Consider the following 20,533-nt stretch of genomic DNA (forward strand, 5'->3'; position numbering starts at 1 on the left):
TTCAAGATTCAATGCAAGTTAAAAGTGTTCAGTAATTGCCAACTGATTACTGCCAACTGATTACTGTTTACTGAACACTAAATACTGAACACTTTATTTAAATTGCTTCGAAACTTTCTCCGCTTTCTTACTTTCGGAATAATCATAAAATCCTTCTCCGGATTTTACACCTAATTTTCCGGCCATTACCATATTCACTAAAAGTGGACACGGAGCATATTTTGGATTTTTGAAACCGTCATACATGACATTCAAAATGGAAAGACAAACATCTAAACCAATAAAATCAGCCAATTGCAATGGTCCCATCGGGTGAGCCATTCCGAGTTTCATAACCGTATCAATTTCTTGAACTCCGGCAACTCCGTTGTATAAAGTTTCAATCGATTCATTAATCATCGGCATTAAAATTCGGTTCGCCACAAATCCGGGATAATCGTTTACTTCCGTTGGCGTTTTGCCTAATTTCATAGATAAATCCATAATGATTTTAGTCACTTCATCCGAAGTAGTGTAACCTCGAATGATTTCAACCAATTTCATAATCGGCACCGGATTCATAAAATGCATTCCGATTACTCTTTCAGGATGAACTACTTGAGCAGCAATTTGCGTAATGGAAATAGAAGAAGTATTCGTTGCCAAAATTACATTATGATTACAAATGTCACTCAGTTGTTTGAAAATATTCATTTTTAAACCTACATTTTCAGTGGCAGCTTCCACCACTAAATCCGTTCCAACTACACCATCTTTAATGTCGGTATAAGTGATAATATTTGAAATGGTTTTGTGTTTATCCTCTTCCGAAATAGTTCCTTTTGTCACCATTCTATCTAAGTTGGAAGCAATAGTTGCCATTCCTTTTTCCAATGACTTTTCGGAAACATCAATTAATTTTACGGTAAATCCGCTTTGAGCAAAGGTGTGGGCAATTCCGTTACCCATGGTTCCTGCTCCAATTACTGCAATTGTTTTCATTATGTATTTTTAGTTTGTTTTTGTTTTTAGTTTCAAGTTTCAGGTCTCACAATAACTTAGCTCGAGCCTAAAAGGAGAACAGGCGAAGCAAACCTGAAACAAATTATTTTTCTTGCATCGAATCAATAATCATATATGCAACTCGTAAAGCTTCCGTTCCGTCTTCCAAAGTCACTACGGGAGTAGTATTGTTGTTAATCGCATCTGCAAACGTTTCCAATTCATCCAAAATGGCGTTGTTCAAAGAAACTTCCGGATTGTCAAAATAAATTTGTTTTTTCTCGCCTTCGGCATTTTGCAAAATCATATCAAAATCACCCGGAACTTCGGGTGCGTCTTTCATTTTTACCACTTCACATACTTTGTCCAAATAATCCACCGAGATGTAAGCATCTTTTTGAAAAAAACGTGATTTACGCATATTTTTCATCGAAATTCGGCTCGAAGTGATATTGGCAACACATCCATTTTCGAACTCAATTCGAGCATTGGCAATGTCTGGAGATTGACTCAAAACTGAAACACCACTAGCATTAACGGCTTTTACTTTCGATTTTACAACACTTAAAATGGCATCAATATCGTGAATCATTAAATCTAAAACCACCGGAACATCCGTTCCTCTCGGGTTAAATTCGGCCAATCGATGTGTTTCAATAAACATCGGGTTGTCAATTTGATTTTTTACAGCGATGAAGGCCGGATTAAATCGTTCCACGTGACCAACTTGACCCTTAACGTTGAATTCTTTTGCTAAAGCGATTATTTCTTCGGCTTCTTCAACAGTTGTCGAAATTGGTTTTTCAATAAAAACATGTTTACCCGATTTAATTGAAACTTTAGCACATTTATAATGCGAAAGCGTAGGAGTTACAATATCAATCACATCAACAGCATGAATCAATTTGGCAATTGTGTCAAATTGTTTATAACCAAATTCAGCGGCAATTTTTGCACCGTTTTCTTGATTTTCATCATAAAAACCAACTAATTCGTATTTTGAGCATTGATTGAGTAATCGCAAGTGTATTTTTCCAAGGTGACCGGCACCTAAAACGCCAATTTTTAGCATAAAAGTAAATTTTATCAAAAATAGTAATAATACGAGAATTGACAATAAATAACGATTCAATTTCTTGTTTAATTACATGGGGTTGTTAATCATAAGCAGAACTAATTTTTATTATACGGTTTTATGATTTGGAAGTTCTTCTTTTTAGAATTATTTTTACCCAAACTAACCTTTTCCCCAAGTGAGAGATACTGAAAAACATCAAGGACTTCGCATTCAATTAGTAAAGCTTTTAGAACAAAAAGGGATTATTGATAAAGAGGTGTTAGAAGCCATAAAAAAAATTCCGAGACATTTGTTTTTAGACTCCGGTTTTGAGCAATACGCTTATCAGGACAAAGCATTCCCAATTGGTGCCGGACAAACCATTTCACAGCCTTATACAGTTGCTTTTCAAACACAATTATTGAAAGTAAAAAAAGATGATAAAGTGTTGGAAATAGGTACGGGATCTGGCTATCAAACCGCTGTTTTATGTACCATTGGAGCTAAAGTTTATAGTATAGAACGTCAAAATGAATTGTTTAAAACTACTTCTTTGTTATTACCAAAATTAGGGATCAGACCTAAACATTTATCCTTTGGCGATGGTTATAAAGGTTTACCTAATTATGCTCCATTTGATAGTATTATTGTAACTGCCGGTGCTCCAATAATCCCAAAACCATTAATGGCTCAACTAAAAATAGGAGGTAGGCTTGTGATTCCAGTGGGCGAAAAAGAACAAATTATGACCTTATTAATTCGTAAAAATGAAACACAATTCGAAAAACATGAATTTGGTGAATTTCGATTCGTTCCTTTATTGGAAGATAAAAATTAATAGAATTAAAACCCGCTGTAGCGGGTTTTTTATTGACCAATAATACTTAGATAACGTTCTAAACTTTCCTTTTCAGTTTGAGCAAGAAAGAGTAAAAAATCTTCTTTGTTGCTTTTTGTTTGAGCTGTTTCTAACGCATTATAATAATTCATTCTGTTGTCATAATCACCTTTTATGTTGGCAATTACATAACCGTTTTGTAACAAAATTAAATTCATGACCAACCTGGAAGTTCTTCCGTTTCCATCAATAAAGGGATGAATAGTGACTAATCTCTCATGCATTTCTGCAGCCAAAACTACCGGATGTAACTTGCTTTTCTGATTTTCATACCATAAAAAATAATCTTCCATTTCTTTGGCAACCAAATAGGGTTGAGGCGGCATATGACTACTTCCTTTTATCATGATTTGAACGCTGCGGTATCGTCCTGCATCTTCGGGAATAATGCCACGAAGAATTAAATTATGAATCGATAATAATTCTCTCTCATTAAAACTAAAACCTCTTTCCGTTAATTGCTTGATGTAACCAATCGCTTCTTGATGGTTTATCGCTTCCAAATGCTCTCGCATGCTTTTTCCGGAAACGGTCAATCCTTCGTTAATAACCAAATCGGTTTCTCGTAAGGTAAGTGTGTTTCCTTCAATTCTATTACTTTCAAAGGTGTATTCCAATTCTAAAGTTTGGGCAATTCTACTACTATCAAAAGTTCTTTTTTTATCTAAAAGTTTCTTGAGCGTATCAATTTCATTCAAAATTGCTGTCAATGATGCTGATAAGTTATAGCGTTTAACAACCACTTCTTGTTTTATTTCGTCTTCTGCTACCATCATGGCTTTTAAGCCAATTTCCTTGTCATCACCAATTTCAAAGAGAATTTTTTCCTTCAACCATGCTACGATTAACGTTTCATAATCAATCTCCAAAATAGAAGCCAATTTAGTCACTTGTTCTCTGGTTGGTTTTCGGTTTCCGCTTTCAAATTTACTAACCAATGCCTGGTCTATACCAAGAAGTTGAGCCAATTCACGGGTTTTTAGATGCTTGTTTTCTCGTGCTTCTTTAAGTAAATTTTTCATTTCCCATTTATTGTCATGACAAATATAGTCATTATTTGTTGCAGTCAAATCTTCACCATTTTGTAATCAAAATATTTTTTTTTGTATACTAAATTAAAACGATTTTTTTACCCGATCTAAATCTCGATTGGTATCTCTTTCTTTGATAGATTCTCTTTTGTCGTAGTTTTTCTTTCCTTTAGCTAAAGCAATTTCCATTTTTGCATAGCCTTTTTCATTTATATAAAGCCGCAATGGTACAATGGTTAATCCTTTATTTTGCATGCTTTTTTCTAAACTTTTTAATTCTTTTTTATTCAATAAAAGTTTGCGTTCGCTTTTGGCTTTATGGTTGTAGTGGGTGCCATACAAATATTCTTCTACTTGTGAGTTAATCACAAATAATTCGCCATTATGAAATTCGCAAAAACTTTCTGTTATCGAAGCTTTTCCCAATCGAATTGATTTGATTTCGGTTCCTGTTAAAACAATTCCGGCATCATACCGCTCCAAAATTTCATAATCAAATTTGGCTCTTTTGTTCAGTATGTTAATCATCTTTTGCATAGGAGTGCAAATGTATGAACAAAAATGTGTAATTAAAGTTTTTTTGAATTTTATTGAACAAACACAGTCGTTCAATAGCTTTTTTTTAAGAAATAAAAAGACGTCTTTTTAGTTATGATAAGTCAGTTGATGTTCGATTTTATGACCATTCATCTTTATTGTGTAAAGATTTCCAAATTCATTTTCATCAATTTGGTCATAAATTTCTTCACCCAAAAAATCATTAATATGTTTTGGAATCGTATTGCTATGACCCACAATTAAAATTGTTTTCCCGGGGTGTTTTGCTGCAATTTCTTTTAAAGAAAAAGTAGCGGGTTGATAAAATTGAATTTCTTTATTTTTTGTCGAAGCAACAGATGAAATTGTTTGTTGCGTTCGAATGGTTAAAGTCGTATAAAAAATTTCTAAAGGTATTTTTTCAAAATAGTTTGCCCAACGTAAAGCTCTTTCAATACCTTGTTCAGATAATTCCGGATTTTTAGAAGTATCTGCTTTTTCAGCATGGCGGATGAGGTAGATGGTGGTGGTTTGAGTTTCTTGTGACCGGATGAAAAAGGAAGTCAAGACAAGCGTAAGAAATAGTACTCTTTTCATAGTTCAATTTTTAATAAATTTAAGTAATTAGTTTAAAAGTGAAAAAATCTCACGCATATTTTTTGTGATAACTATTCAAACAATTACATTTGCACCCACTTCTCGGGATGTAGAGCAGCCTGGTAGCTTACTAGCATGGGGTGCTAGGGGTCGCTGGTTCGAATCCAGTCATCCCGACAGTAAAATCTCTTGAGCTTTGCTCAAGGGATTTTTTTATATCTAAAAAATTANNTAATTTTTTAGATATAAAAAAATCCAAAAACTTTTAAAAAAACTTTTAAGGATTTTACTAGCATCAAACCCCCTCTCTGGATCATGAAATAATCCAGTCAATTACAAATTAGCTTTTTTAAATTAAAGGATGTTTTAGTGCGATTTTGAAAACCTTGTAGTAAAGTTATACGACTCCTGTGTCATTTCGACGCAGGAGAAATCACATCACACTATTCACCACAAACAAGTTAAATAGTATAGTATTTACTTAATGGGATTTCTCCCTCTGGTCGAAATGACACTCTTACTGAATTTTAGTAATTCTATGCTTTAAAAAAGTTTGGTTTTCACCCTTCACCCTTCACCCTTCACCAACAACCATTATCTATCAAAGCTCTTTTTTCATTTTTATATTCGCTCTTTCATAAAGCCCTTTTTCGAGTTCAATTACAGTAAAACCGTACTTTTTATAAAGGTGAATGGCAGAAGCTAATTGAGTGTTTGAATATAAAATAATCGTTTTTATGTGTTTTTGCTTTGCTATAGCTAAACAATGTTCAAGTAACAATGTTCCAATTTTATGACCTTGTGCTTTTGAGGTAACGGCCATTTTTCCTAATTCAAAAACAGTTTCGTTTTTCTTTAATAAAGAAGCTGTTCCAACAATTTCATTATTCAGTTTGGCATAAAAAATAAATCCGCCTTTATCAATAATTTGTTCTTTTGGATTGGAAAGTGAAATGCGATCACTTTCCTCCACCCGAAAATACTTTTCCAACCATTCATAATTTAGTGTTTTGATGGGTTCCTGTAGCTCGTCTGAAAAATCAATGAGTTCAATTTTATTTTTGGTCATGAAGATTTGGGTTTTATATTTAGCTGGGAAGTTGGGAGATATCGAGCGGGCGTAGCATTCTCAATTTAATAAAACTTAAAAATCGTATTTAAATATAGAGTTAAAAGCAAACATATACCAATTATTGATAGGTTTGTAAAAGCTCTAAAAATCCAATTCTTATTTGAAAAGTCATAATTACTATATTTGGATAGTACAACCGCTGTTCCCAATAAAAAAAACCAAATAGTGAAAAATAACGAAAGTTTTCCTCTTAATAAAGTGGTAACTAAATCGTGAATAAATCCACAAAAAATGAAAGTCAAAACCACAGCAAACCCAATTGGAAGTACTTTTTTTAATGGTTTAAATATTTTTGAACCTAAATAATAACCAAAAATAGGATTCCAGAAATTCCAAAATGTGGAAAAATTTTTAGCTCCAAGCGAACGATAAAAATTATTTCGAAGTGAATTTGAATGTCCAATCGGAACACCGTTTCTCTTTTTCACATAGTCGGATAGATTCATTTAGTTTTTTTTAAGCTCTCCATAAGCTGCAGACTTTGGAGTTTATTTATTTAGTCAAATATATAAATATAGATTATAATTTTTAGATAGTTTTTTGCTACGAAGTCGTAGAATACATTGAGCAGGTCATGTAATAATCCGGTCATTGAACAAAGCACAATAATTTTGAAAAAAGTTAAAAAAATTTTACCGAAATCAAAACCTTATTTAGGATCATAAGATAAAACAATCATCCAAACTTTTAAATTTTTACGGGAGATTTACATGGTTTTTTGTAAGTTTTTAATGTATGATTACTCATTTTTTAATAATAAATCAAAAAAAAGACCCTAAAAATTATGATAATTAAATTATTTTGTTAATTTTATCTCACCCTTAAATCTATTATTAACTTAAATCTTAACCTATGGCTATTTGCTACGAATCCGTAGACAAGGACAAACTCACGTCCCTTGTGTTCCCTAAGTCTGATGTTTTGTGTAAAAAAGAAGCTATGCAACAACGTATAGCCGAATTAAAACTGGCGTTGTCTTTTGGAAATTTAGATTATTTCAAAATTAAAATTTATTTTGCCGATAACAAGTCTAAGAAGGTTGTAGAGGCAAATGTATGTGGAGTAACCGATGAACGCGTTATTCTCAACCACGGAATTGGAATCCCAATTAACCGTATTTACAGAACATTCAAATTTTACAATTAAGTTGTAAACGTTTCATTTTTTTAATTTGAAACCTTTAAAACTAAAGTAATTTTTAGTTTGTTTATTGTTTGAGAGCACCTGTTTATAGTTAAGCAGGTGCTTTTTACATCTCGTTTATAGGTGTGGCATCCAGATTGTGTTTCTCATAAAAGAGTAACGCCTTCGCTTTTAAGTCTGACGCTTTTTTTGAATCATTTATTTTAGTATAATAAACAATTTCCTGATAGAAAATATCGGCTTGCAAAGCAACTTCCTCAACGGATTTTGAAAATGTATCCAACTCCAATTTTACAAGATCCAGTTCCTTTTTATCCATGAATAGTTTCATAAAAAAATCGGTGATATACAATGAAGCATACTTGTTGGATTTTTCAGCGGTAAGCAATTCCTCAAACAAACGCAATGCCTCTTTGGTGTTTCCCTCACGATATAAAGCAGTGGCTTCGGTTTCCCATAAAAAATCATTTGGGTTGTTGCTTAAACCTAATGTCAAAATCATTTCTTTGGCTTTGGAAATCTGTGCAAGTGACCACGTTTTTTTTTCATCACCTCTAAGGGAATGCAATAAAATGCGTTCCAATTGTTCTGATTCAGTTCCGGCTTTGGCACCTTTTTCAAATCCTTTAAGATTAGCTCTGTTGTCATACCAATAAATATAAAACCCATTAGTGATGGAAAACACAGCATTTTTTAGAATTAAATAACTCTGTTGTGTTCCCAAATTTTCTTTTGGATAAACGGCATATAAAGCTGTTGAAATTTCGTTTTGTAATTTGTCATTTTGATACAATTGAACCAAATCGGCATAAGCATATAGTGTTCGGATGCTTCTGTCGCCACTTTGATATTTTTCATGTAAACTTCCCGTTCTTGCAGTTGGGTTTAAAGCTGTTTTTCCAATGCCAATCAAATAATCAACTTCTGCTTTAGCACCGGAATAATGAACAAAATTTTTATCGGTATCAAAAAAAAGGAAAAAAGGAACACCTTGAAACTTCAATCCTGTGCTATTCATAAACTCTAAATCAGCTCCTTGTAATCCACCATTAGTGTTGATTTTATAATTGATAAAATTGGAATTATAGAATTTAGCCATTTCCGGATTGGAAAATAAAGGTTCAATGCTTTTGCAAATGGTACAATCAGAATTGTAATATTCTATGAAAACAAGTTTGTTTTCTTTTTTGGCTTTTTCAAAAGCAATTTGGAGTGTTTCTTCAAATTGAACATTTTGACAGGAAACAAATTGAAAAACAAACAGAAAAAGGAATATAAAAGTTCTCAAAACAAGTAATTTAGTTAAGGCTAAATTACCATTTTTAGATTTTTTATAGAAATAAGAAGTGGTTTTTTAATTTAAATTTAACCTTAAACAATATCACATTCTATTGATTTTAATGGGTAAAATATACTGACATCTAACTTGGACATTATTTTTCACAGCTGGATACCAAGGCTCATCAAATTTATCCAAAACCCTCAAAGCTTCTTTGCTGTAAAATTCAGGCACCTCATTAACCACTTTTATATCACTTATGGAGCCATCAATTTCTACTATGAAACTACAAATGATTTCAGAAACCGGTACGTTCTCCTTCGGATATTTGAAATTTCGGGATAGAAAGCGATTCATGGCATTATCACCATACATCAACTTAGGAGTGATATCAACGTCACTTTCCAAATACACTTTTTCACCGGAAACTGTATGATTTAATTTTTTAGTATAAACAACTTCCGACTGTGCTAAGCTTGAAAAAGAAAGGAATAAAGCGAAAATGACTAATTTCATAGCGATGCGATTTGAAGTATAAAACTCTATTTATTACATAAAAGTATAAAACCAATTTGAATTTTTAATGGAACGGCAATAAAAAACACCAACCCGTTTCCAAGTTGATGTTTTCAAACTAATCAATTAATCTATCTACCCGTTGGGAGTAATTATTTAATTCAATAGTAGAATGGATGTTTTTGCCACGAATTCACAAATCATAAATTTGGCGAACGCAATAATTTGTTCATCTTTGATGAAAATTCGAATTTAATCGAATAGTTAGTCTAAAAAATTCGTGAATTAGAGGCAAAATTATTTCAAAATTTAATTACACCCAACGGGTACTATCTATTTAAAACTAGTTATGATACTAATTCACTTTGATTTCTAAAAACCAATTCGTTATTAAAACTATCAAGCAAAATGATGCTGTCAGTTTTTACAGTGCCGCTCAAAATTTCTTTTGATAATTTGTTTAACACTTCGCGTTGAATAACTCGTTTCACCGGTCTTGCTCCGAATTGCGGGTCATAGCCTTTCTTCGCCAAATAATCAATGGCTTCCGGAGTGGCATCCATCGTGATGTTTTGCTGAGCTAACATTTTGGTGACACTTTTTAACTGCAAGCCAACAATTTCTCGAATGTTTGCATTGGATAATGGCGTGAACATGACGATTTCATCAATTCGATTGATAAATTCGGGACGAACAGTTTGTTTTAATAAACCTAATACTTCCACTTTGGCGGCTTCGGTTGCGGCTTCAATTCCGCTCGATAAATTTTCAAATTTCTCTTGAATAATATGACTTCCCATATTGGAGGTCATAATAATAATGGTGTTTTTAAAATCGGCTACGCGACCTTTATTATCGGTTAATCTTCCTTCATCCAACACTTGTAAAAGGATGTTGAAGGTGTCGGGATGTGCTTTTTCAATTTCGTCTAACAACACGACGGAATAGGGTTTTCTTCGCACGGCTTCGGTCAACTGACCGCCTTCGTCATAACCCACATATCCGGGAGGAGCACCTACCAAACGGCTCACGGCATGACGTTCTTGGTATTCGCTCATATCAATTCGAGTCATCGCGTTTTCGTCATCAAATAAATATTCGGCTAGTGCTTTGGCTAACTCGGTTTTTCCGACTCCGGTTGTTCCTAAGAAAAGAAAGGTTCCGATGGGTTTTTTCATATCTTGTAATCCGGCACGGCTTCTGCGAACGGCATCACTAATGGCTTCGATAGCTTCTTCCTGACCCACGACACGGTGGTGTAATTCGTCTTCTAATTTTAATAATTTATCGCGTTCGCCTTGTAGCATTTTGGTCACGGGAACGCCGGTCCATTTGGCTACAACTTCGGCAATGTCCTCTCGGGTTACTTCTTCTTTAATCAATGAAGTTCCCGATTGATTTTCTTGCAATTGAATTTGCAATTTGTCCAAACGTTCTTGTGCTTCTTTGATTTTTCCGTAACGGATTTCGGCTACTTTTCCGTAATCGCCTTCGCGTTCGGCACGTTCGGCTTCTAACTTGAAGTTTTCAATTTCAATTTTGACGTTTTGGATATTATCTACTACTTCTTTTTCGGATTTCCATTTGGCAAAAATCTCGTTGCGTTCTTCTTTTAAATTGGCTAATTCCAATCCTAATATTTTCAATTTGGCTTCGTCATTTTCGCGTTTGATGGCTTCGATTTCGATTTCCAATTGCATAATTTTTCGATCTAAAACATCCAATTCTTCAGGTTTGGAATTGATTTCCATTCGCAATTTAGAAGCGGCTTCGTCCATTAAATCAATGGCTTTGTCCGGCAAAAATCGGTTGGAAATATAGCGTTGCGATAATTCAACGGCAGCAATAATGGCTTCGTCTTTGATTCGCACTTTATGATGCGTTTCATATTTTTCTTTGATTCCGCGTAAAATCGAAATCGCACTTTCAGTATCCGGTTCATCGACCATAATTTTCTGAAAACGTCGTTCAAGGGCTTTGTCTTTTTCAAAATATTTTTGGTATTCGTCTAAAGTCGTCGCACCAATCGCACGCAATTCGCCACGAGCCAACGCAGGTTTTAAAATATTGGCAGCATCCATCGCACCTTCGCCACCACCGGCACCTACTAAGGTGTGGATTTCATCAATGAATAAGACAATATCTCCTTCTGCGGCAATAACTTCTTTGACAACGGATTTCAGGCGTTCTTCAAATTCGCCTTTGTATTTTGCACCGGCGATTAACGAACCCATATCTAACGAAAAAACAATTTTGTCTTTTAGGTTTTCAGGAACGTCGCCATCTACAATTCGATGGGCTAAACCCTCGGCAATGGCGGTTTTACCAACACCGGGTTCACCAACCAACATGGGGTTGTTTTTAGTTCTTCGGGATAAAATTTGCAACACTCTTCGAATTTCTTCATCACGACCAATGACTGGGTCGAGTTTGCCGTTTTTAGCTAATTCGTTGAGGTTTTTGGCGTATTTATTCAATGCGTTATACGTTTCTTCGGCAGAAGCAGACGTCACGCGTTCGCCTTTTCGCAATTCTGAAATGGCGGCTTCTAACCCTTTTTCAGTTACACCTTGGTCTTTTAAAATCTGAGCGACTTTACTTTTGGATTTGAAAATGGCTAAGAGTAGATGTTCAATCGAAACGTATTCATCATTCATTTTTTTGGCAATGATGGAAGCTTCGTTTAGCATCGTTCCGGCCTCTCTGGAAAGCATAATTTCGCCCCCGGAAACTTTTGGAAAACTTTGAATTGTACTATCTAAGATTTGGGAGAACAAGTTGACATTCACATTCATTTTTTTTAAAATAAACGGAGCAACGTTTTCATCTACTTCTAAAATTCCTTTAAAAAGATGTTCGTTTTCCAGTTGTTGCTGACCAAAACCTTGTGCAATTTGCTGAGCTTGCTGCAAAGCTTCTTGCGATTTAATGGTTAAATTTTTTAAATTCATTTGTTTTATTTTTATGTTTTTGAGACAAGTAAATGCCCAGTATTTCGGTATCTTTGTTGAAGTTTAGTCAACTACTATTCCAAACCATAATCTAAGACAAAATGGCTGATTTTTCAATAAAATCACCTTAAAAGCAAGTCAAAATGTCTTGAAACACGTCAAAAATGAGTTTTTTTACTAATTTATTCGGGAATTCAGAAGAGGGAAAATCATCCAAAGTAGGATGGAGGAGGCTAACCGATTTAGGTCAGCTTAATGAGCTTATCGAATTATCGCACCAACAACCGGTTTTAATATTTAAGCATAGCACACGATGCAGTATAAGCCGTTTTGCGTTGAAGAACTTTGAAAACGAGTATGATTTTGCCGAAGAAGATTTACAACCGTATTTTTTAGACTTATTAGAATACAGAAACATTTCTAACGAAATTGCCAATCGGTTTGAAATAACGCACCAATCGCCACAAATCCTTCTGATCAAAGAAGGGAAATGCGTTTATCATGAATCACATGATGGGATTGATGTTGGGAGTTTGAAGAGGGTTTTGGGTTAGTTGCAGATACGCACAAAGTTTATCCTCAATCTTGTCATTCCGACGCAGGAGGAATCTCATAATAGGTTTTTTGTTAAATAATTTTTACATAAATTATGAGATTCCTCCTGCGTCGGAATGACAAAAGGCTGGAAAATTCGTCTTAATAAGAAAAAAAAACTTATCTTCTAATCCTATTTCTACTAATAATATCTTTCAACTTCATTTTCAAATCCTCCCCCGTATCATAAACCATTTGTTCATTTGTAGGGAAAGGCACAGCTCTTCTGCCAAAATAAGTAACATATTGTTCGTCAAATGCTCTTCGGTCGCCTCGAACTGTGGCATAAATGTGCTCAAAAACAAATTCACTTCCTAAGGGATAGGTGTTCGTTAATTGATTGGTGTTGAAATCAATATAATCTACTTTTGCCACTACTTGACAAGCTTTGAATTGTGTAAATTCATAAGCCGTACCTTTAACCGTGATGAATTTGTCAACTTTTATTGGATTTCCTAAACTATCACGAACAATAGTTCCATTCGCATCTACCAAGTTTTTAACACCATCTTTTATTTGTCTTTCTTTCTCAAATTGCTTTTCACGGATTTGTTCCGGTGAAATAGTAATTTCTCTGAAGTTGACAATGATACCATAATCATAGTGGATGTCTTTAACTCGATTACTGTGATAAACCGTCCATTTGTCGTTCAAGCCATACGTGCTAAAATCCAACAAATCATTTTGCAAACGAACAGGAATTACCATATTCGTTTCATTTTTGGTGTAAACATGCACAAAATCGGTTCCTTTAAATTGAGCTTCGTCAATTAGTTTTGAGACATCTTTAAAGCCCGGATTGATTTTATTCAAATAAATCAAATCATCAAAAACTTGACGTGATTGCATTTTATTAGCATTCTTTAATACGTTTTTTGAATTGGTATATAAATAATTGGATAAAGCATTTTTACTGTCAATTATTTCAGTAGAATAATCATCAAAAGGGAAAATAGCATTTTTATTTTCCTTTAAAAATCGCAAGGGTAACAACGGACGTATTTTCTCCTGACGATTGTTCAATTGAACATAGGTATTAAAAATGTTTTCCAAATTAGCAGGATTAGCATCTTTAGACCACATTTCAATGTTCCTTAAGTCACGCTCTTTTGCTTTTGCGAATGCTTCTTCAAGAATATACACATAATCTTGTTTGCCTTTTGCATTTTTATTTCCTCTCAAACTATTGATGGCGATGTCAATGGCTTGGTCATAATTGCCTGAATTTAAAGCGTTAGTCGATTGTTTCACACCGCAAGAAACTAAACTTGCTAATAAAAGAAATAGTAAAATTCTTTTCATATAAAAAGGAGTTATATTTTAATCAAATATATAAAACAACTTCAAATAGTTAAAAAAAATCCGGTTATACCGGATTTTAAATTTTATTTTCTAACGAATGAAGGGAGGAGTTTACTGGACACCTCACCAAAACCAATTCGAATTTGACTATTTTGACAATAACCTTTCATGATAACAGTGTCGTTATCGTTTATAAACTTACGTTCAGTACCATCGTTCAGTTTAATTGGGTTTTTTCCACCCCAAGTTAGCTCTAACATAGAACCAAAACTATCCGGATTAGGTCCTGAAATGGTGCCACTACCCATCATGTCTCCTGAATTTACTTTGCAACCATTTGAAGTATGATGTGCCAATTGCTGTGCCATGGACCAATACATATATTTAAAGTTGGACTTGCTCACTAATGTAGGTTCTTTTTTATCAGGAGCAATATAGACTTCTAAATTTATATCATAGGCATTTTTTCCTTTTTGTTGTAAATAAGGTAGCGGAGCAGGTTCCTGTTTTGGCCCTTTTGTTCTGAAAGGTTCTAGAGCATCCATGGTTACAATCCACGGTGAGATAGAAGAGGCAAAATTTTTAGCCAAAAAAGGGCCAAGTGGCACATATTCCCATTTTTGGATATCTCTGGCACTCCAATCGTTTAATAAAACCATTCCGAAAATATAATCTTCAGCTTCAGCAACAGGAATGTTTTCTCCCATGATGTTGGCATCGGTTGTAATGAAAGCCGTTTCTAATTCAAAATCTACCAAACGAGAAGGACCAAAAACAGGCTGTGTGTCTCCGTTGGGTAAGGTTTGACCCATAGGTCTGTGAACCGGAATTCCTGATGGAACTATGCTGGAACTTCTGCCGTGATAACCTACCGGAATATGAAGCCAGTTAGGCAATAACGCGTTTTCAGGATCACGAAACATTTTACCAACATTAGTAGCATGTTCTTTACTGGAATAAAAATCGGTGTAATCACCAATTAAAACTGGAAGTTGCATTTCAACTTCGTTGATATTAAAAATTATAATATCACGATGATTTTCATTATCTCGCAATATCGAATTGGTCGCATCAAAAATATCAGCGATACGGTTTCGAACCAAACGCCATGTTTTTTTTCCGTCAGAAATAAAATCATTTAGCGTGTCTTGCATGAACATATCGTCGGTTAATTCGATACCCTCAAAATAATTTAACTGCTGCATGGCACCTAAATCGATCGCACAATCACCAATTCGAGTGCCAATCGTAATGATGTCATCTTTAGTTAAAAATACGCCAAACGGAATGTTCTGAATGGGGAAGTCACTGGTAGCAGGGACGTTAATCCATGATTTTCTGTTGGGGTTGTTGGCTGTTATTGGCATTTTTTTTGTTGATTTAGTGTTGAAAAATTATCAATCAAATATATTATTAACTATTAATTTAACAAACGATTTTCGTAATTTTGAGCTCAATTTAACGAAATATTATCAAATGCAACGCGACGAACAAATTTTTGAGCTTATTTTAGATGAGCAAGACAGACAAATACACGGATTGGAATTGATTGCTTCAGAAAATTTTGTAAGCGATCAAGTTATGGAAGCAGCCGGCTCGGTGCTTACAAATAAATATGCTGAAGGCTATCCTGGCAAACGTTATTATGGCGGTTGCGAAGTGGTGGATCAAGTTGAACAAATAGCAATTGATAGAGCAAAAGCTTTATTTGGAGCTGCTTATGCAAACGTTCAACCGCATTCAGGCTCTCAAGCAAATACAGCAGTTTTCTTTGCCTGCTTAAAACCGGGTGATAAAATCTTAGGATTTGACTTGTCTCACGGTGGACATCTTACGCATGGTTCTCCCGTTAATTTTTCAGGTAGATTATATAATCCTGTTTTTTACGGCGTTGAACAAGAAACAGGACTTTTGAATTATGATAAAATTCAAGAAATTGCTACTAAGGAAATGCCAAAAATGATTATTGCAGGTGCTTCTGCTTATTCCCGTGATATGGATTTCAAGCGTTTCAGAGAAATTGCAGACAGCGTTGGAGCTATTTTATTGGCTGATATTTCGCACCCTGCTGGTTTAATTGCAAAAGGTTTATTGAACGATCCGGTGCCGCATTGTCATATTATTACAACTACAACACATAAAACATTGAGAGGCCCTCGTGGAGGAATGATTTTAATGGGTACTGATTTTGAAAACCCGTTCGGAATAAAAACACCAAAAGGCGAAATCAGAATGATGTCATCATTATTGGATGCAGCTGTTTTCCCGGGAAATCAAGGTGGTCCGTTAGAGCATATCATAGCGGCTAAAGCCGTAGCTTTTGGTGAAGCCTTATCTGATGAGTTTTTTACGTATATGTTACAGGTTCAAAAAAATGCAAAAGCCATGGCCGCAGCATTTGTAAAAAAAGGTTATAATATTATTTCCGGTGGTACAGACAATCACATGATGTTGATTGATTTGCGTAATAAAAATATTACCGGTAAAGAAGCAGAAAATGCTTTAGTGAAAGCAGAAATTACAGTCAATAAAAACATGGTTCCTTTTGATGATAAGTCACCTTTTGTAACTTCAGGGATACGTGTAGGAACTCCTGCAATTACCACAAGAGGTTTGGTTGAAGAAGATATGGAGACAATAGTTGACCTGATTGACACCGTAATTATTAACCATACTAATGAAGCGATAATTGAGCAAGTGGCCGATTCTGTTAATGAAATGATGAGTGAGCGACCAATTTTTGTCTATTAAAAATTGTTAATAACATCTTAGAATTTGACCTTCAGATAAAATTTTCTTCTGAAGGTTTTTTTTATATTTATAATTAAATTCGTAGGTTTTTATTTATCAAAATTTAAATCGTTTAAATATGAAGTATCAATTACTGTTATTTTTTCTTTTCCTAACCGGTTTGATAAGTCTTTTTGCTCAGGAAGATTATGTCAAACATAAAGTAGTTAAGGGAGAAATAGTTACAGAAATTGCACAGAAATATAAGGTGACGCCAAATGACTTATATACGCTCAATCCAAAATTAAGAGACGGTATTTTTGAAAATGAAATCATTCTGATTCCAAAATCTAAAGTTACCAAAACAACACAAGAAAATACTTCTACACCTAAACTATCTAATCAATCAGCCTCATCTTCTGGAGGTGTTATCATTCACATCGTACAGCCAAGAGAAACTAAATATGGATTAGCCAAACGATATGGTATAACTGTGGAAGAATTGGAACAGCAAAATCCACATACGATTTCAGTTTTGCAAATCAATCACCGTTTGGAGATTAGAGGAGGAAAAGACAGTGGAGGTTTTGTTTTAAATGTACAGCCATCACCAACAAATACAACAACAGGCAAAGTGATTTCTTATGTAGTGCAACCAAAGGAAACCTTGTATGGAATTTCCAGACGTTACGGAATTACAGTAGGAGATTTAATCGCGGCTAATAGATCAGTTGCAGGCGATTTGATTAAAATAGGTCAAATACTTAATATACCTGTAGTCGGTGATGCAATAACTTATCAACAATCAAATACAAACGTAGGGACTTCCATTCATGTTGTGGAAGCTGGTGAAACCAAATATGGACTTTCAAAACAATATGGAATTACAATTGAAGAATTAGAAAAAAACAACCCGCATATTGTAACAATGTTACAAGTAGGACATAAAGTTGTGGTTTCAAATTTAGGTTCTTCACCGGTTGGCGTTCAAAAACCGGAAATTGTTGAGGTGCCTGTTCAAAATGAAAAAACACAGGTTGTCCCTGAAACTAAAACACAGGGAATACTGCAGTCCAATACAAATGAAACGGAAAGTGGTTTTGTTGCCTATGAAGTGCAACCCAAAGAAACAATTTATGGATTGTCAAGAATGGCAGGAATAAGCCAAGAGAAGTTGTTAGAATTAAACCCTCAAATAGTTGATGGCGTTAAAATTGGAATGATAATAAAATTGCCTTCGAACCCATCAACTGCAACTCTTGAAACCAAATCGGTTAATGCAAAGATTCAAAAAACGGGATTATTAGCAACTTTAAATACACTAGAAAACAAAGAAGTGGCTTTTCTGCTCCCCATTAATGAAATGACTTTAAAAGCAATAGTTTCTGATCCATTACAAAGCTCTATGGCTTTGGATGAAAAGGCTATAAGAAACAAAGATTTTTATCTGGGTGCACAATTTGCTGTTGATTCCATTAAAAAATTAGGAGTTCAGGTAGAGGCAAAATTGTATTCAGTTACTCAAAACACAGCATTGAATGTCGCTAAGAACAATAATTTAGCTACTTCTTCTTTGGTTTTTTATCCTGTTGAGGATTCGAAATCAGATAATATAGCAGAGTATTTAAGTAAAAATAATGTGCCTTTTTTAAGTTACCATACGGATGAAACAAAAAGAACACCTAATAATTTTCAACTTTTACCAAAAGAAATAGAACTTAAGAGAGCAGTTTTAAAGTATCTATCAGATTTGGGAGGCACAATTATCATTGTTTCAGATTCCGAAAAACAGAAAAGTGAACAATGGATCAAACAAAACTTTTCCAATGTTTTATTTGTAAAAACAGATGACAAAGGAATTTTAAATGTGGAATCTGTGAAAAGACTTTTAACAAAAAACAGCAAAAATTTTGTGGTCATGGATACAGATAAAACCGGGATTTTGCTTGATGCTACAACAATATTGATGAAAGAATCTACAAATTATACCATTCAATTGGTTTTAATGGATGAAATTACTTCTCTAAATGAAGAAAGTTTGTCTGAAATGAGATTTAAAGTCTTGAAAATGATTTATCCATCAGTTACAAAATTGGATAATTTAAGTGCTTTGAATACTTTTAATAAGCAATTTAGAAAACAATATAAAACGGATCCGTCACCGGAATCAATAAAAGGATTTGATGTGACATTTGATGCATTGGTAAGGGTTTTTCAAAATAAAAATTTTGAAGCTACCGCAAAAGACAATGAAACACAACAAGTAATGTATCGGTTTAAATACAATAAAAATGGCAATGGTGGTTACTCCAATTTGGGAGTTTATTTATATCAATTTGATGCTGAAACTAACGTAAAACCTGTCAATTGATTAGTAAAACGATAACAATGATTTATACTATAAAAATAAGTTACAACGTGTTCACATTTCATAAAAAAACAGTTTTTGGTTTTTTGATGCAACTTTTTTTTCTTTTTACTCTGGTAGAAAGTACAAAGGCTCAATGTCCTACAGTTACAAATACTAACCAATCTTTTTGTGACATTCAATCACCAACAATTTCTAGTTTACAAGCTATTAATAATGGTGGTGGAGTTGCCTGGTTTGCAACAGCAACAGCAACAACACCCCTAGCACCCGGTGCCGGTTTGGTTAACGGTCAAAGCTATTTTGCAGATAATAGTGCAGGTGATTGCGGAACTAGAACTCAGGTTTTTGTAACCGTTTTTTCTGCTCCAATCGGTCAAAACTTTCAGGGAGTTTGTGTTGATGACCCAAATGATGCGACGTTGGCAAACTTAATTGTGATTGGAAATAACATACAATGGTATAATGTGCCGTCTGGAGGTACCCCTCTTCCAATTTCAACAGTTTTAGTTCCCAACACAATTTATTACGCCAGTCAAATCAATCCAAATACAGGCTGTGAAACCTCACGACGTTCCGTTTTTGTGAGTGTTGGTGTAGTGCCTCTACCTGTTGGAAATAACATTCAATTTTTTTGTAATAATCCGTTGAATCCGCCAACTATTGGTGATTTACTAGTAAGTGGTAATAATAATTGGTATGCAACCAGCACGTCAGCTCTTCCTTTGGCTCTGAATACACCACTGGTTGATGGTCAAAGTTATTATGCTACAACTGTTGATCCGCCTTGCGAAAGTATCGATCGTTTGGAGGTTACTGTAGTAATTCAACCATTAAATAATGCGGGTAGCTCAAGTAATTATCAAATTTGCGACAGCGAAATTCCTAATGCTAATTTGATAAACCTTTTTGATTATCTAGGAGGTTCTCCATTACAAAACGGAAGTTGGTCAGGACCCCTAGTTACTTCAAATGAATACCTTGGAACGCTGGATACCTCTCAACTTAGTTTATTAGCAAGTCCTTTTATTTTTACATACACTGAAACGACTTCAGTTTCATGTGTTCCTGCCACAGCAACAGTTACCGTAACAGTCAATCCGGAACCCAATGCAGGAACAGGCAATGATATTGATTTATGTGTAACCTCAGATCCGGTTGATTTATTCACCTTACTTGGAAACAATCCTGATACAGGCGGAACATGGTCACCGGCTTTAGCAAGTGGCACAGGCCTATTCAATCCTGCCGTTGACCCCGCCGGAGTTTATACCTATACCGTTACCGGAATCGCACCTTGTCCTGATGCTACAGCTACTATAACCGTTGGGTTAAACCCACAACCTATTGCAGGAACAAACGGTTTAGCGAATTTGTGTACCACAAGTCCTTCAGTAGATTTGTTTACTTATCTTAA

Annotated in this window: 18 protein-coding genes and 1 tRNA gene; 7 read left to right on the forward strand and 12 right to left on the reverse strand. The window is 34.5% G+C overall.

Annotation, left to right across the window (positions count from 1 at the left end; translation table 11 throughout):
* Positions 1–93: 93 nt before the first annotated feature.
* Positions 94–981, reverse strand: a complete 888-nt coding sequence (locus B3L86_RS05180; RefSeq protein ID WP_291115856.1) for a 3-hydroxyacyl-CoA dehydrogenase family protein — start codon at positions 979–981, stop codon at positions 94–96.
* 103 nt (positions 982–1,084) lie between these two features.
* The gene (locus B3L86_RS05185; protein ID WP_291115859.1) at positions 1,085–2,053 is read right to left on the reverse strand and encodes a Gfo/Idh/MocA family protein; all 969 of its coding nucleotides are present in this window, start codon (positions 2,051–2,053) and stop codon (positions 1,085–1,087) included.
* Between the two features lie 181 nt (positions 2,054–2,234).
* On the opposite strand from B3L86_RS05185, the gene B3L86_RS05190 reads away from it, so the two are divergent.
* A complete protein-coding gene (locus B3L86_RS05190) occupies positions 2,235–2,876 on the forward strand; it encodes a protein-L-isoaspartate(D-aspartate) O-methyltransferase (protein ID WP_291115861.1) in 642 nt (213 codons plus the stop codon).
* 29 nt (positions 2,877–2,905) lie between these two features.
* Here B3L86_RS05190 and B3L86_RS05195 read toward each other — a convergent pair whose 3' ends face one another.
* The 3 genes from B3L86_RS05195 to B3L86_RS05205 all read right to left on the reverse strand — a co-directional run bounded on the left by B3L86_RS05195 (position 2,906) and on the right by B3L86_RS05205 (position 5,101).
* Positions 2,906–3,958 (reverse strand): Fic family protein, encoded by a 1,053-nt coding sequence (locus B3L86_RS05195; protein WP_291115864.1) that lies wholly within the window; start codon positions 3,956–3,958, stop codon positions 2,906–2,908.
* Between the two features lie 93 nt (positions 3,959–4,051).
* Positions 4,052–4,504, reverse strand: coding sequence for an SsrA-binding protein SmpB (gene smpB, locus B3L86_RS05200; RefSeq protein ID WP_291115867.1), 453 nt, complete (start codon positions 4,502–4,504; stop codon positions 4,052–4,054).
* Between the two features lie 108 nt (positions 4,505–4,612).
* On the reverse strand, positions 4,613–5,101 hold the full coding sequence (locus B3L86_RS05205) for a phosphoglycerate mutase family protein (RefSeq protein WP_291115870.1): 489 nt from the start codon (positions 5,099–5,101) through the stop codon (positions 4,613–4,615).
* Between the two features lie 103 nt (positions 5,102–5,204).
* Between B3L86_RS05205 and B3L86_RS05210 the strand changes: the two genes are divergently transcribed.
* Positions 5,205–5,278, forward strand: a tRNA-Pro gene (locus tag B3L86_RS05210).
* Positions 5,279–5,702: 424 nt separating this feature from the next.
* Here the strand turns inward: B3L86_RS05210 and B3L86_RS05215 are convergent.
* Positions 5,703–6,170 (reverse strand): GNAT family N-acetyltransferase, encoded by a 468-nt coding sequence (locus B3L86_RS05215; RefSeq protein ID WP_291115873.1) that lies wholly within the window; start codon positions 6,168–6,170, stop codon positions 5,703–5,705.
* A gap of 65 nt (positions 6,171–6,235) precedes the next feature.
* Complete coding sequence (locus B3L86_RS05220) at positions 6,236–6,679, reverse strand: MBOAT family O-acyltransferase (RefSeq protein WP_291115875.1); 444 nt, start codon at positions 6,677–6,679, stop codon at positions 6,236–6,238.
* Positions 6,680–7,085: 406 nt separating this feature from the next.
* Between B3L86_RS05220 and B3L86_RS05225 the strand changes: the two genes are divergently transcribed.
* A complete protein-coding gene (locus B3L86_RS05225; RefSeq protein ID WP_188360900.1) occupies positions 7,086–7,379 on the forward strand; it encodes a hypothetical protein in 294 nt (97 codons plus the stop codon).
* Positions 7,380–7,482: 103 nt separating this feature from the next.
* Here B3L86_RS05225 and B3L86_RS05230 read toward each other — a convergent pair whose 3' ends face one another.
* The 3 genes from B3L86_RS05230 to clpB all read right to left on the reverse strand — a co-directional run bounded on the left by B3L86_RS05230 (position 7,483) and on the right by clpB (position 12,122).
* Positions 7,483–8,664 carry a thioredoxin family protein gene (locus B3L86_RS05230; protein WP_291115879.1) on the reverse strand — a complete coding sequence of 394 codons (1,182 nt, stop codon included), beginning with the start codon at positions 8,662–8,664 and terminating at the stop codon, positions 7,483–7,485.
* Positions 8,665–8,757: 93 nt separating this feature from the next.
* Positions 8,758–9,171, reverse strand: coding sequence for an energy transducer TonB (locus B3L86_RS05235; protein ID WP_291115882.1), 414 nt, complete (start codon positions 9,169–9,171; stop codon positions 8,758–8,760).
* A 347-nt stretch (positions 9,172–9,518) separates the two neighbouring features.
* Positions 9,519–12,122, reverse strand: a complete 2,604-nt coding sequence (clpB, locus tag B3L86_RS05240; protein ID WP_291115885.1) for an ATP-dependent chaperone ClpB — start codon at positions 12,120–12,122, stop codon at positions 9,519–9,521.
* A 164-nt stretch (positions 12,123–12,286) separates the two neighbouring features.
* Here clpB and ytxJ point away from each other — a divergent pair, with 164 nt between their 5' ends.
* Entirely contained in the window at positions 12,287–12,676 is a 390-nt protein-coding gene (gene ytxJ / locus B3L86_RS05245; protein WP_291115887.1) for a bacillithiol system redox-active protein YtxJ, read from the forward strand.
* A 160-nt stretch (positions 12,677–12,836) separates the two neighbouring features.
* On the opposite strand, the gene B3L86_RS05250 is transcribed toward ytxJ, so the two are convergent.
* Positions 12,837–14,018, reverse strand: a complete 1,182-nt coding sequence (locus B3L86_RS05250) for a hypothetical protein (protein WP_291115890.1) — start codon at positions 14,016–14,018, stop codon at positions 12,837–12,839.
* 83 nt (positions 14,019–14,101) lie between these two features.
* Positions 14,102–15,385 (reverse strand): fumarylacetoacetase, encoded by a 1,284-nt coding sequence (gene fahA / locus B3L86_RS05255; protein ID WP_291115893.1) that lies wholly within the window; start codon positions 15,383–15,385, stop codon positions 14,102–14,104.
* 109 nt (positions 15,386–15,494) lie between these two features.
* On the opposite strand from fahA, the gene glyA reads away from it, so the two are divergent.
* The 3 genes from glyA to B3L86_RS05270 all read left to right on the forward strand — a co-directional run.
* On the forward strand, positions 15,495–16,769 hold the full coding sequence (gene glyA / locus B3L86_RS05260; protein WP_291115929.1) for a serine hydroxymethyltransferase: 1,275 nt from the start codon (positions 15,495–15,497) through the stop codon (positions 16,767–16,769).
* 118 nt (positions 16,770–16,887) lie between these two features.
* Entirely contained in the window at positions 16,888–19,119 is a 2,232-nt protein-coding gene (locus tag B3L86_RS05265; protein WP_291115932.1) for a LysM peptidoglycan-binding domain-containing protein, read from the forward strand.
* 17 nt (positions 19,120–19,136) lie between these two features.
* The coding region (locus B3L86_RS05270; protein ID WP_291115935.1) for a hypothetical protein at positions 19,137–20,533 on the forward strand (1,397 nt) is incomplete at its 3' end.

It is taken from the genome of Flavobacterium sp. UBA6135, assembly GCF_002428305.1.
In the GTDB taxonomy this organism is placed as follows: domain Bacteria; phylum Bacteroidota; class Bacteroidia; order Flavobacteriales; family Flavobacteriaceae; genus Flavobacterium.